We start from the raw sequence: 13,173 nt of genomic DNA, 5'->3' as shown, positions 1-13,173 counted from the left end.
TCCACTCTTCTCGTCGTCCACGGCAGGCTCGGCTCACCGAGCGGCTGCCGAACCGGCCTCAGCCGAGGTTGCGCAGCGTCACGGACTCACCGGGCGTGAGGCTGACCTTGCGCGAGGTGCCGCCCGCGAAGACGGTCGCGTCACGGCCGCCGACGCTCTTCAGCGTCACCTGCGTGACCTTCCCGTTCCTCCACTTGAGGTCGGCGACGAAGCCACCGCGCACGCCGACGCCGGAGATCGAGCCAGAAGTCGCCCACGCGGCGGGCAGAGCGGGCAGCAGTTCGACGTGACCCGGCCGCGAGTACACCAGCATCTCGACCATCGCGGAGGGGGTGCCGAAGTTCGCGTCGATCTGGAAGATGCCGCGGCCTCCCCCCATGTCCATGATGTCGAAGAGGTTCGACGCGCTGCCGTTGCTGCCACTCACCGACGGCTTCAGGTTGTTGACGACGAGCTGGTAGGCCTTCTCCGCGTTCTTCAGCCTGGCCCAGCACAGGCTGCGCCAGGCGTTGGACCAGCCGTAGCTGTTCATGCCACGGGCGGTGAGGAGGGCCGTCGCGCCGGCGAGGATGTCCTTCGGCGTGGAGTCGTCCGGGCGGATCCGGTCGCCGGGGAAGAGGCCGAAGAGCGGGGAGAGGTGACGGTGCGTGGTCTCGCCGAGGTTGTCGGGCGACATCCACTCCTCCAGCCAGCCGGTCGTGGGGCTGACCACGGGGAGGTAGAGGCGCTCACGCAGGCCGTCGACGGTCGCGCTGTAGGAGATGTCCTTGCCCAGTACCCGGGTCGCGGTGTGGTAGTTGCCGAAGAGGTTCCACACCAGTTCCTGCGCGTAGGTGATGCCCTTGGCGTCCTGCGGACCCTGCTCGGGGGACCAGTCGCTGTCGTCGACGAGGACCTCGCGCGAGGCTCCGGAGGCGTCGGTGACGGTCGTGGTGACGAGGCGGGCCTCCCAGAACTCCACGGCACCCTTGAGAAGCGGGTAGATCTTTTCCAGGTAGCCGCGGTCCTGGGTGAACTCGTAGTGCTCGAACAGGCTCTGGCAGAGCCAGGCGTTGGCGCCGGGGTGCCACCACCAGCCGCTGCCGCCGTAAGGGTTGGTGGAGAAGGCCACGGCCCAGCCGGCGACCTTCCCACTGGAGTTGCGGTACCTGTTGGTCGAGGTGTTGAAGAGCCGCTGGGTGACGTCCGTCCATGAGGACAGCTGCGCGAGGCAGTAGTCCGCGAAGGCGTCGAAGCAGTCGGACAGCCCCGCCCGGTCGGCCATCCAGTAGTTCATCTGGACGTTGATGTCGGTGTGGTAGTCGCCCATCCAGTCCGGATCGTTGCCGTCCAGCCACGGGCCCTGGAGCCCCATCGGCAGGGTGCCCCGTGACCCGGAGATCATCAGATACCGGCCGAACTGCAGGTAGGCCGACTCAAGTTCCGGATCGGCGACGTTGTCGCGGTAGCGCGCCTGCAGCCGTTGCCAGGTGTCCAGCCTGCGCTGAGCGGTGGAGGACGTGCCGAGGTTGATGTCCAGTTGCTCGAACACCGGGCGGAAGTCGGCGACATGGGTGTGCAGCAGGGTGCTCGCGGAGTGCCCGGCGGCGTCCAGAGCCTTGGTGCGGGCGAGGCGCTCCGGGTCCACGGACGGGTCGCGGAACTCGGCGGCCGCGTCGGGTGCGTAGTTGGTGCCGCCGCTGACGACGACCGTGAGGTCCTTGCAGTTGCTGAAGGAGATCGAAGTGCCGTTGACGGCGACCTTACCGGTGCTGCTGCGCGCCGTGACGGCGGCGCCGTACTTCAGCCCGTTGGCGAAGGAGGCGCCGAACGAGGCGTAGGACCCCGTGCGGTCGGCGGTGGTGGACTCGCCGTGAGTGCCGGTGAGGGAGACGGTACCGGTGTAGGTGCCGCCGCCCTGCTGGGAGAAGTACAGGACGATGACGTCGTCGGGGCGGCTGGCGAAGATCTGCCGCTGGTAGGTGACGCCGGACAGGTCGTACGAAGCACTCACGAAGCCCTGGGCCAGATCGAGGGTGCGACGGTAGTTGTCGACGGAGCCCAGGTCGTGCGCGGGGATGTCGACGGTGAGCTTGGCCAGCAGCGTCAGGGAGCCGAAGTCGTCCCGGCCGTAGGGGAACTGGCCGTCGCTCTGCAGGGTGTCGTTGAGGCCGCCGGTCCACAGGGTGGCGTCGCTGATCGTCAGCAGCTCGCTGGAGGGATCGTTGCTCGCGAGCGCTCCGAGGCGCCCGTTCCCGACCGGCAGGCCCTGCTGGATCATCGAGTTGGGGGAGCCGGGAGCCTGCCACCACAGCTGGTTCTTCGCGGCGGCGGCCGCGGACAGCAGGGGTGAGGAGGTGGGCCGGAGGGGGGCAGCCGAGGCGGTGAAGGCGGGCAGACCGCCGAGGGCGGCTGCCGTGCCGGCCATGGCGGCGAGGGCGAGAAAGCCTCTGCGGCTCGGCTGGTTGTCGCGCGATTCGCTGTGCTGGGTGTCCACGTTGTGCACTCCATGTCGGGGGAACGGCGCATGCGGGAACGACGGATGCGGCCCGTCGGGCGTGGTGTGAGACGAATGCGGCGGGTGCGGGCACGCCCGGACTGCAAAGCCGGGTGGGGGAGGGGGCGGGGATGGTCCCCGGGCGTGGGGGGCGGGGGGGGGCCCCCCCCCCGCCCCCCCGGGGGGGGGGCGGGCGGGGGGGGGGGGGGCCCGGGGCGGGGGGCGGGGGGGGGCGCCCCCCCCCCCCGGGCGCCCCCCGGGGGGGGGGGGGGGGGCCCGCGGCCCGGCGCCCGGGGGGGGGGGGGGGGGGGGGGGGGGGGCCCCGGGGGGGGGGGCCGGGGGGGCCCCGGGGCGGCCCCCCACGGGGGAGGTCAGGCGGACTTGGGTACGTCGATCCTGTCGATGTCAGGCGAGTAGTCCCAGCCGCTGTCGAACGTGATGGAGTTGGAGCCCGCCTTCAGCGCCAACTGGACGCTGACGGTTTCGACCGTGCCCCAGTCGCCCGTGGAGGGGAACCTGAGGCTGGTGCCGTTGCCGCTGTTGGAGTAGACGGTCACCGAGCGGCTGTCGCCGCTGACATAGGAGACATTGACGGTGTAGAAGCCGCTCTTCTGCACCGTGATGTCGTTGAACTGCAGCCTGCTGTCGAGGTAGAGGTTGCCGATCTTCTTGCCGCCGGAGCAGGAATCGCATGAGGCGACGGAGGCGTTGCCGGTCAGGGTGTTGTTCGCGGACTCGGCCTCGTACCTGATGGTCGCAAGCCTGGCGCCGCCGGGCCTCACGGTGAACAGCCGGGAGCCGTGTGCGGGCAGCGTCGCGGTGATCTTGTTCTTGTACGTGCCGAGGTTCTGGTGGCTCCACAGGTCCCGCACGGAGGCCGAGCCGGTGAAACCGAAGGACGCCCAGTCGGCGGTGACGGAGGCAGGTGAGTTGCCGAGGTTGAACAGGGCGACGGTGTAGCTGCCGTCGGAGTTCTTGGTTCCCCAGACCTGCTGGTCGCCCATCGGGGTGACGGGACGCGCGACGGGCGAGGTGTTCTGGTCGACCGCTATGACTTCCTGGTTGGTCAGCAGGGAGAGGCCGTAGCTGTCCAGCTTGGTGAGGTCGTCACCGGTGAACAGGGGCGACTTGTTGATGGCCCACAGGGTCATGTAGCTCTGCCGCTCGGCCTGGGTGAGGCCGTCCATCGCACCGTTGCCGACGTCGATCGCGTCGAGGTCGTTCCAGCCGCCGGCCCCTGCCTTGGTGCTCCAGGCAGGGGCGTCGTTCCACCGGTCGTTGACCGAGTTCTCCCAGGTGACCAGGGTGTCGCAGTAGCACTCGACGTCGGTGTCGATGCGCCAGCCGTTGGAGTACTTCTTCCAGTCGGCGGCGTGACCGATGTCGAGCGACCAGGAGAGCTCCAGGTGGATCGGTCGCCCGGTGTCGGCGATGGCCTTGTGCCAGGCGGCGACGTCCGCAACGTTGTCGTAGTTGTCACCCGACTTGAACGAGCCGGGGCCGACGCCGTCCAGTTTGAGGAAGTCGTACCCCCAGTCGGCGAACATCTGCGCCTGCGAGTCGACGTACTTCTGCGCGCAGGCGTTGTCGAAGTTCAGCTTGTACGCGCTGTCCCAGCCGTTGGTGGTGCGCAGGTCCGGGTAGACCGCGTCCGCGGTGCTGCAGCCGGGCGCGTTCCAGATCGGCACCTTGCCGTCGCCGTAGGCCCCCTTCTCCAGGCCGACGGGCAGGTAGATGCCGGCCTTGAGACCCTTGGAGTGGATGTGGTCGGCGACCGACTTCATGCCGTGCGGGAACCGGACCGGGTCGGGCGTCTGCCGGCCGTACTGGTCGAACTCGGACGTCCAGTTCTGGTCCATCCACCAACCGGCGTCGACGTTGACGTAGGTGTAGCCGGACTTCTTCAGCGTGGTGGCGAGGGCGTCCGTCTGCTTCAGGACGTTCGCCTCGGTGAGGTAGCTGTAGTTGCCGTTCGGGTTCAGGCCCGGGTAGTGGGAGGACTGCATGCTCCAGCTGGACCAGCCCATGTACGGTTGGGCCGCGGTGCCGGAGGTGGTGTCCGCCGTGGTCGCGGTCGAGGTTACGGCTCTGGTCGTGGACTTGGAGTCGACGGCCATGGCCTGGGTGGCGGCGGCCGGGACCGCTGTGGCGAGTCCGGCCGTGACGACCAGGGCTGCCATCGCTCTGGTGATACGGCGCGGGGAGCCGGGGAGAGTTCCGCGCAGGGCTCTGTAAGGGGATGACCGCATGGGTCGCCTCCTGGGGTGGGGTGAGCAGAATCGAGCGGTGGTACCCGGTGGGGGACGGGCGTTGTTCCGGGCAGGGGACGGGCGTGGTGCCGGACGGGACGCCGGAGCGAAGCGGCCGGGTGGGGACCGGCCGCCGGGGCGCCGGGCCGGCGGCTCAGCCCCTGCCCAAGTCGATGGTGAGCCCGCTGATGGACCGTCGCCGGAGCGTGTCGTGCCTCAGGGGTGGGAGCGTGAAGTGCGCAGGGAGCGTGGGGATCGCGGTCATGAGAGCACGCGGCATGGCTACTCCTCGTACGTGTCTGATCCCATGAAGGACTGGATGGCGGTGGCCGCGGCACCGCGCGCCCACTCCTCGAACGGCAGGGGACGCGTCATCACGTCGCACTGCGCGGCGGTACCGAAGGCGGACGCGGCGAACGCGTCACGGATGCCCTCGGAGACAAGGTCGTAGGCGGCAAGACCCTCCCCGGAGATGATCACCAGCTCGGGGCCGAGGATGTTCGCCAGGAAGCCGATGGCCTTGCCGATGGCCTCGCCGGCTTGTGCATAGACCCCTCTGACACCGGGGTCTCCGCTGTGGGCCAGCTTCAGTGCCTCGGCCATGTCGGTCACCTGCCTGCCGGTGGCCGCGCGGACCGCGTGGAGTATCGCGGGGTCCGCCGCGATCGCCTCCACACACCCGCGGTTGCCGCAGTGGCAGAGCGGCCCGAGCGGGTCGAGGGACAGATGCCCGATCTCTCCGGCCACGCCGTGCGCGCCCGACACCACCCGCCCGTGCACCACCAGGCCACAGCCGATGCCGGCACCCACGGTCACCAGGGCGAAGTCCGAGCGACCGACTCCGGCCCCGAACCAGTGCTCGGCGACCGTGAGCGCCCGCACATCGTTGTCGACCGTGACCGGCAGCCCGGTCGCGGTCCCCGCGATCTCGGCGAGCGGTACGTCCCGCCACTCCAGGAAGGGCGAGTAGCGGACCACACCGTCCTCGCGGTCGACGTCCCCCGAGATCGCGATGCCGAGCCCCCGCACCCGCACACCGAATCCGTCCGCCTCCGTGAGCAACTCCTGCACCAGCGCGGTGATGACGGGGAGCACCGCCTCCGGCTCGCGGCCCGTGAGCGGTACGTGCCGGGACACCCGGATACGGCAACACAGGTCGGCCAGGACGGCGATGATCTCGTCGCCCGTGACCTTGATCCCGATGAACAGCGCCCTCCCTCCGTCCACCCACACCGGATTGGCAGGCCGCCCCACTGCGGGCCGCGCGGCTTCGTCCACGCCCTCGACCAGATAGCCGAGCTCCATCAGCGGACGGACCGCCTTGGTGACGGCGGCCGGAGAGAGTTTGGTACGCCGCGCCACCTCGGTCCGAGTGAGCGGACCGTGGGAGAGCAGCGTGGTGAACACCAGGGAAGCGGCCGGCGTCATCGTCGGAGCCGCCTCGGGGGAGGGGGCCGGGCACATGGCCGGAAACTTAGGGAGGTTCTTTTTTGCTGTCAATAAATAAAGCACACTCCTTTCCAAGACCATGAGTTGACCAGGAAAGACCTGTGAAACGTAGACCGTGGGCAGGCGTTGACACCTGATCAAAGGCAGGGTTGGCTGCGCACTGCTCCTGTGTGGCGCTCTCCCAACGTGAGGATCCATGTCTGCCATCTCCTTCGACCCCGCCTCAGGCGTCTGGCTGCTCTCGACCGCGCGCACCTCGTACGCGCTGTGGATCGACCCCACGGGAGCGCCCTGTCACCTCGCCTGGGGACCTCGGCTGACCCTTGCCGCGGCCGGTCAGCTCGTACCTCTTCCCGCCGGGGAGATCAGCAGCTTCGAGGGCCGCTCCCCGGCCGGCGAGGAGCTGCCGGTCGACGGCGGAGCCCGGTACGGAGCACCGTCCCTGCGGGTGCGGTTCGCCGACGGCACCCGGGCCTTCGAATGGGCGCACCTGGGCCACCGGATCAGCGAACCAGCGCCGGGAACGAGGGAACTCGCCCTTGAGTTCCGGGACCGCCACTACCCGCTGGCGGTCACGCTCCACTACCGGGTGCACGACGGCACGGACGTCATCGAGCGCTGGACCGTGCTGCGCAACACCGGGCGGCAGCCGATGGCGATGCTGCGCGCGGACTCCGCCGCCTGGACGCTTCCGCTGCGCGACGACTACCGGATCAGTCATGTCACGGGCCAGTGGTCGGCGGAGGGCCTGCTGCACCGCGAGCCGGTGCCGCACGGCGAGACCGTGCTCACCAGCCGGCGCGGCATCACCAGCCACCACGCGAACCCGTGGCTGATGCTGGACGCGGGCGGAGCCACCGAGGACCGGGGCGAGGTGTGGAGCGCCGCCCTGGCCTGGAGCGGAAGCTGGCACCTCATCGTGCAGCGCACGCCCGACGGGCGTACGTCCTTCACGGGCGGAGCGGGGCACGACGGAGCGGAACTCCCCCTCGGCCCCGGGGAGGAGCACGCGACCCCGCGCTTCGCGGCCCTGTACACCGACGGAGGCTTCGGCGCGGCGAGCCGTGGCTGGCACGGATACGTGCGAGGCCATGTGCTCCCGTACCCGGACGAGACGCGCCCCGTGCTGTTCAACTCCTGGGAGGCCACCGGCTTCGACGTCGACGAGGCCGGTCAGCGGGAGCTCGCGGTCCGGGCGGCCGAGCTCGGGGTGGAACTCTACGTCGTCGACGACGGCTGGTTCGGGGGCCGCCGCGACGACACCGCCGGTCTCGGCGACTGGACCCCGGCCGCCGAGCGGTTCCCGCGGGGACTGGGCCCGCTCGTCGACGAGGTGCACCGGCTCGGCATGCGGTTCGGCCTGTGGGTGGAGCCCGAGATGGTCAATCCGGACAGCGGCCTCTACCGGGCGCACCCCGACTGGGTGTTGCACTTCCCGCACCGCACCCGCACCGAACTGCGCAACCAACTGGTGCTCAACTTCGCGCGCGACGACATCGCCGAGTGGGCGTACCGATGGCTGACCCGGTTGGTCGCGGACAACGGGATCGACTTCCTCAAGTGGGACATGAACCGCGCCTTCAGCGAGGCCGGCTGGCCCGCCCGCGAGGACGGGCAGGACCTGCTGTGGACGCGATACGTACACAACCTCTACGGCGTCATCGACCGGCTGCGCGCGGACCACCCCGGGCTGCGCATCGAGGCGTGCAGCGGTGGCGGCGGCCGCGTCGACCTGGGCATCCTCTCCCGTACGGACCAGGCCTGGCCGTCCGACAACACCGACGCGGCGGACCGGGTCTCCATCCAGCACGGCTTCGGCCAGATCTACCCGGCCCGGGTGATGGCGGCCTGGGTGACGGACGTGCCCAACCAGCTCACCGGCCGCTCGGTGCCGCTTCGTCACCGCTTCCACGTCGCGATGGCGGGAGTCCTCGCGGTGGGCGGCGACCTCGCGCGCTGGACACCGGAGGAACTCGCCCAGGGCGCGGAGCTGGTGGCGGAGTACAAGAGGGTCCGGCACATCGTGCAGCACGGTACCCAGCACCGACTGCGCGGTCCCGTGGACGACGGGCCGACCGCCGTGCAGTACACCACCGTCGACGGCCGGGAGGTCTTCGTGCTGGTGTGGCAGCGGGCACTCCGCCACGGCACGCCCCGCCCCGCCCTCAGGCTCGCCGGCCTGGACCCCGCCGCGCGCTACCAGGACGCCGCAAGCGGCGCCGTGCACCATGCGTCGGTACTCACCGGATACGGGATCACGCCCGAGCTGCCGGCCGGTGACTGGTCCAGCACCTCCCTGCACCTGATCAGGGTCGACGACGTGGCGGCCGACAGCACCGGTCCGCTGTGAGACGCCAGATTCCTATATGATTTTGGCCCCGATCTGAACCGATGGTGACCGCTCGGCGGATCGGTGTTACTGAATTCCGATGCTGCGCAGTATGCCTGACAAAACCGTCAAGTAGCCCCAGGACCTGCTAGATCCGAGCGATCGTCATCGAGCGGGCGGTTCAGGGGGTTGACGGGGGGCGGTGCCTGACTGACCATCGCCCTACCGATTTCCTATTTGATTCTGGGGAGTGGTGGAGATGCGTCCCCCGACCCGTTCCGTTCTGTCAGGTGTCGTCGCAGCCGCTGTGGTCATGGCGGGCTCGGCGGCCTGCACCGTCAAGTCCTCCGGTGCGCCGTCCGGCACCCGGGCCCAGGCCCCCGCGTCCGGCAAGTCCGGCACGGGATCAGCCGAGTTGGCCGACGGATCGGGTACCAAGGTGGCCCTCGTGCCCGGCGGCGCGCACCCGTACTTCCAGCCGTGGAGGGCGGCGGGGGCCGCAGCGAAGAAGAAGTACGGCCTCGGGGACGTGACCTTCGACGAGACCTCCGAATGGGACCAGCAGAAGCAGGACAACCTGCTCTCCACGCTGGCGGCCCGCGGTTACAACGCGTTCGGGATCTTCGGGGTCTCGCCGACCGACATCAACACCACCTTCGCGGACCTCAAGTCACAGGGCTTCGCCGTGGCCTCGCTGGCCTCCTGCCCGGCCGGCGGCACCGACAAGGCCGACTTCTGCCTGTCCACGGACGTGGAGGTCGCCGCCTACAAGGCGGCCAAGGCCGCGATCGACGCGATGGGCGGCAGGGGCACGCTCGTCCACCTCACCGGTAACAACGTGGACGCCAACACACAGTTGCGCATCAAGGGTGTGACCAGGGCGGTGAAGGAGACCGGCGGCAAGGTGAAACTGCTGCAGACCATCACCGACGTCGACAAGGACCTGCAGACCGCGCAGAAGGCGGTCTCCGACCTGCTCGCGGCGAAGGGCAACCAGATCCAGGGCATCGTCACCACCGCCTACAACCCCGCCGTCGCAGCCGCCGACGCCGTCAAGAGCTCCGGATCCAAGGCCAAGGTCGTCGCCATCGACGACGACGCCAAGATCCTCAGCGCCATCAAGGACGGCTCCGTCGCCGCCACCGTGGTGCAGAACCCCGTAGGACAGGCCGAGGTGGGGACCTGGGCGCTGGCGCTCTTGCAGACGCGGCAGTGCACCATGCGCCACCCGGGCCAGATCATCGACTCCGGCTCGTTCGTGGTCACCAAGGCGAACGTGCGCACCTACGACTCGGCCAGGAAGGCGAAGACCGAGCAGCTCGAGAAGCAGTTCGCAGACACCTTCCTCGTCTGCACGTGACCGCCGACGGCACTACGGAAAGCGGGCCTCGCACGATGACCACCATCATGACCGCCACGGCACTGCTCGCCGACATCCCGGTGGAGAAGGACCGCACGGACGCCGTGCAGGCCTTCGTCAAGCAGGAGACGATCCTCGTCGAGATCACCACCGCGGACGGCCTGACGGGAACCGGCTACGCCTACACGATCGGCACCGGAGGGTCGTCCGTCCTGGCCCTGCTCCGGGAGCACCTGCTGCCTCTTCTAGCCGCAGCGGACGCCCGCAACGTCGAAGCCCTGTGGCAGCGGCTGTTCGCCACGACGCGGGCCACCACCACCGGAGCCATCACCTCCCTCGCCCTCGCCGCCGTGGACACCGCCCTGTGGGACCTACGGTGCAAGCGCGCCGGCGAACCGCTGTGGCGGCTGGCCGGCGGTCACCGCCAGGAAGTCCCGCTCTACGACACCGAAGGCGGCTGGCTCCACCTGAGCACCGACGAACTGATCCGATCCGCACTGGAGGCCCAGAAGGCAGGGTGGGCGGGCGTCAAGGTCAAGGTGGGCAAGCCCCACGTGGCCGAGGACGTCGAGCGGTTGCGCGCCGTCCGCGAGGCCGTCGGTCCGTCGATGCACATCATGACCGACGCCAACCAGTCGCAGACCCTCTCCTCGGCGCTCCGCCTCGCGGCCGCCCTCGAACCCCACGGCCCGTACTGGCTCGAAGAGCCCCTCCCGGCCGACGACGTCAGCGGACACGCCCGCCTGGCGGCCGCGACCAGGATTCCCGTCGCCGTCGGCGAGTCCCTGTACTCCGCCATGCAGTTCCGCGGCTACCTGGAATCGGGCGCCGCCTCCGTCATCCAGGTCGACGCCGCACGGATCGGCGGCATCACACCGTGGCTGAAGGTCGCGCACACGGCGGAGAGCCACAACGCCATGGTCTGCCCGCACTTCCTGATGGAACTGCATGTCAGCCTGGCCGCCGCGGTGCCCAACGGCATGTTCGTCGAGTACATCCCGCAGCTGAGAGCCGTGACCCGCACCGAACTGACGGTCCGCGAAGGATGCGCCGTGGCACCGGACGTGCCGGGCATCGGCATCGACTGGGACATGGACGCCATCGACAACAGGAGGGTGGCATGAAGGCACCCGCCGTGACACCGGCGAACGACAGCCGGGCCGACAGGGCGGAGACCGCGCCGCAGCCCGCGCAGCGGCTGCCGTTCTGGGTGAACCAGCGGCTCGGTCTCCTGATGCTCACCGTCGCGCTCGCCGCACTGTTCGGCGTCCTACGGCCCGCGTTCCTCGACCAGCGGCTCGTACTGTTCCCCCTGTTGCGGGACATCTCGACGCTGACCGTGGTGGCGCTCGCCCAGATGGTGGTCCTCTCCGTGGGACACATGAACCTCGCCGTCGGCCGGATGGCGGCCTTCGGCGCCCTCTTCGCGGGCCTCGGCTACGACCGCCTCGGTCTGCCGCTCCAACTCGGCCTGCTCCTCTGCCTGTTCGCCGGCGCCGTCATCGGCGCCCTGACCGGCTGGATCATCGCCCGTACCGGCGTGAGCTCCTTCGTCGTCACCCTGGCCATGGACTTCGCCCTGCTGGGACTGGTCTCCCTGCTCTACTCGGCGCTGACCGAGAACGCGGCCTTCACCACACAGCCGGACGGACTCATGGACCTACGCTCCACCTCGCTCGCCGACATCTGCGTCGGCCGTGTCTGCGGATCCCCGGCCGTCCCGCAGCTGGCCCAGTTCACCGTCCTGGCCCTGGGCGGCCTCGGATTCCTGTACAGCCGCACCCGTATGGGCCGAGAACTGCTGCTCACCGGCGCCAACCCGGCGGCCGCGGAGCTGTCGGGCGTCCCCACGGGCCGCCGCGTGATCCTCGCGCACACCCTCTCCGGACTGCTCGCCGCACTCGCCGGCTTCATGGCCGCCGTCAGCACCGGCACGTTCCGCGCCTCCATCGGCGAGGACTTCATGCTGCCCTCCTTCCTAGGCGCTGTCCTCGGCGGCACCCTCCTCACCGGCGGCGTCGTCTCCGTACTCGGCGTCCTACTGGGCACATCGCTGGTCGGCGTGATCCGCAAGGGCCTCGATCTGCTCGGCGTCGGCCTGGAGAGCCTGAACATCTACCTCGGCTGCGTCCTTCTGCTGGCCCTGTCGGCCGACCGGGTACGCACCGTCGTGTCCTATCGCAAGGTGGTGCGCTCCACGTGATCACCAGCAACGACCGCGCAGCCCGCACCGGCGCGGCCCTGCGCCGCTTCTCCCGCTCCACGACCATGACACTGCTGTGCGTGACCCTGGCCGGATACCTCGCCCTGGGAGTGGCCTCGTCGGGCGAGTTCTTCCAGGGCGCGTCGGTACGGACCTTCCTGCAGTACCTGGCCACACCCATCCTCATCGGGCTGGCCCAGATGACCGCTCTGTGCGTCGGACAGCTCAACCTCGCGGTCGGTGCCCTGGGCGGCTTCACGGCCTGTCTGACGGGTGCCCTGATGGCCGACGACGGGGTCCCGCCACCGATCGCCGTAGCGGCGGGCGTTCTCGCGGCGACGCTGGTCGGTCTGGTGACCGGTGTGTTCATCGTGGCGACGCGGATCAACGGCTTCATCGTCACGCTCGGAACGATGACCATCCTGCTGGGCGCCCAGTACCGGCTGGCCGGCACACGCACCATCGACGGCTACTCACCGACCCTGAAGCACCTGGGCCGGGCCGCCCCGCTGAACCTCCCGCTGGTGCTTCTCACGGCGCTCGCCGCGGCGGTCCTGCTCGCGGCGTTCCTGTACCGCGCGACCGCCGGTCGCCGACTCCTCGCGGCAGGCGGCAACCCGCTGGCGGCGAGACTGTCGGGCATCTCCACCGATCGGCAGATCGTGCTCGCCCACACGCTGTCCGGCCTCCTGGTCGGCGTCGCCGCCGTGACCGCGACGGCGTCGCTGCCCGGCGTCAACCGCAGCGTCGGCGGAGACTGGCTGCTGCCGAGCTTCGCCGCTCCCATCATCGGAGGCGTCGCGCTGAGCGGCGGATCCGTCGCGGTGTTCGGCACGGTGCTGGCGGCGTTCGTCATGCGGCTCATCGACGCCGCGCGCGCCCAGTTCTCGCTCGACCCCAGCTGGGTGAACCTCCTCATCGGCCTGGTCGTCCTCGGCACCGTGGTCGGCGGCCGCATCCACCAGACCCAGGTGGAGAAGAAGGGCAAGGGACGCGAGGGACGGGGGAGCACCCCGCCGGCACCGATCGGCCCGGGCCCGACAGCCGACGCCGCCCTGCCGAACACGGGAGGCGCCCGGTGAGCGACATCCTTGCGGACGCGAAAGG

Annotated in this window: 8 protein-coding genes; 5 read left to right on the top strand and 3 right to left on the bottom strand. The window is 69.9% G+C overall.

The genetic code is table 11. From position 1 onward, the window contains the following. Positions 1-58 precede the first annotated feature (58 nt). The 3 genes from ACFY2Z_RS29035 to ACFY2Z_RS29025 form a co-directional block, all read right to left on the bottom strand. Positions 59-2,407 carry a glycoside hydrolase N-terminal domain-containing protein gene (locus ACFY2Z_RS29035; RefSeq protein WP_390747138.1) on the bottom strand — a complete coding sequence of 783 codons (2,349 nt, stop codon included), beginning with the start codon at positions 2,405-2,407 and terminating at the stop codon, positions 59-61. A gap of 440 nt (positions 2,408-2,847) precedes the next feature. Beyond that, entirely contained in the window at positions 2,848-4,725 is a 1,878-nt protein-coding gene (locus ACFY2Z_RS29030) for an alpha-galactosidase D (protein ID WP_390747042.1), read from the bottom strand. 282 nt (positions 4,726-5,007) lie between these two features. Then, on the bottom strand, positions 5,008-6,153 hold the full coding sequence (locus ACFY2Z_RS29025) for an ROK family protein (RefSeq protein WP_390747041.1): 1,146 nt from the start codon (positions 6,151-6,153) through the stop codon (positions 5,008-5,010). Between the two features lie 217 nt (positions 6,154-6,370). On the opposite strand from ACFY2Z_RS29025, the gene ACFY2Z_RS29020 reads away from it, so the two are divergent. From ACFY2Z_RS29020 to ACFY2Z_RS29000, 5 genes are all read left to right on the top strand, one after another. Then, positions 6,371-8,524 carry an alpha-galactosidase gene (locus tag ACFY2Z_RS29020; protein WP_390747040.1) on the top strand — a complete coding sequence of 718 codons (2,154 nt, stop codon included), beginning with the start codon at positions 6,371-6,373 and terminating at the stop codon, positions 8,522-8,524. A 238-nt stretch (positions 8,525-8,762) separates the two neighbouring features. Continuing rightward, positions 8,763-9,863 (top strand): substrate-binding domain-containing protein, encoded by a 1,101-nt coding sequence (locus ACFY2Z_RS29015; RefSeq protein ID WP_390747039.1) that lies wholly within the window; start codon positions 8,763-8,765, stop codon positions 9,861-9,863. A gap of 35 nt (positions 9,864-9,898) precedes the next feature. Beyond that, complete coding sequence (locus tag ACFY2Z_RS29010) at positions 9,899-10,987, top strand: mandelate racemase/muconate lactonizing enzyme family protein (RefSeq protein ID WP_390747038.1); 1,089 nt, start codon at positions 9,899-9,901, stop codon at positions 10,985-10,987. Further along, entirely contained in the window at positions 10,984-12,066 is a 1,083-nt protein-coding gene (locus tag ACFY2Z_RS29005) for an ABC transporter permease (RefSeq protein WP_390747037.1), read from the top strand. The genes ACFY2Z_RS29010 and ACFY2Z_RS29005 overlap by 4 nt, the downstream gene beginning before the upstream one ends. Next, positions 12,063-13,148 (top strand): ABC transporter permease, encoded by a 1,086-nt coding sequence (locus ACFY2Z_RS29000; RefSeq protein WP_390747036.1) that lies wholly within the window; start codon positions 12,063-12,065, stop codon positions 13,146-13,148. Before ACFY2Z_RS29005 ends, ACFY2Z_RS29000 begins: the two co-directional genes overlap by 4 nt. Positions 13,149-13,173 lie beyond the last annotated feature (25 nt).

Source organism: Streptomyces sp. NPDC001222 (assembly GCF_042896945.1).
In the GTDB taxonomy this organism is placed as follows: Bacteria; Actinomycetota; Actinomycetes; order Streptomycetales; family Streptomycetaceae; genus Streptomyces; species Streptomyces gibsoniae.
Note: the sequence above shows the minus strand (reverse complement) of the source record. Positions and strands in the feature narration are given on the sequence as shown.

Coding starts and splice junctions, on each gene's coding strand:
- ACFY2Z_RS29035 (WP_390747138.1), bottom strand. CDS start 2,407: ATGGCCGGCACGGCAGCCGCCCTCGGCGGTCTGCCCGCCTTCACCGCC.
- ACFY2Z_RS29030 (WP_390747042.1), bottom strand. CDS start 4,725: ATGCGGTCATCCCCTTACAGAGCCCTGCGCGGAACTCTCCCCGGCTCC.
- ACFY2Z_RS29025 (WP_390747041.1), bottom strand. CDS start 6,153: ATGACGCCGGCCGCTTCCCTGGTGTTCACCACGCTGCTCTCCCACGGT.
- ACFY2Z_RS29020 (WP_390747040.1), top strand. CDS start 6,371: ATGTCTGCCATCTCCTTCGACCCCGCCTCAGGCGTCTGGCTGCTCTCG.
- ACFY2Z_RS29015 (WP_390747039.1), top strand. CDS start 8,763: ATGCGTCCCCCGACCCGTTCCGTTCTGTCAGGTGTCGTCGCAGCCGCT.
- ACFY2Z_RS29010 (WP_390747038.1), top strand. CDS start 9,899: ATGACCACCATCATGACCGCCACGGCACTGCTCGCCGACATCCCGGTG.
- ACFY2Z_RS29005 (WP_390747037.1), top strand. CDS start 10,984: ATGAAGGCACCCGCCGTGACACCGGCGAACGACAGCCGGGCCGACAGG.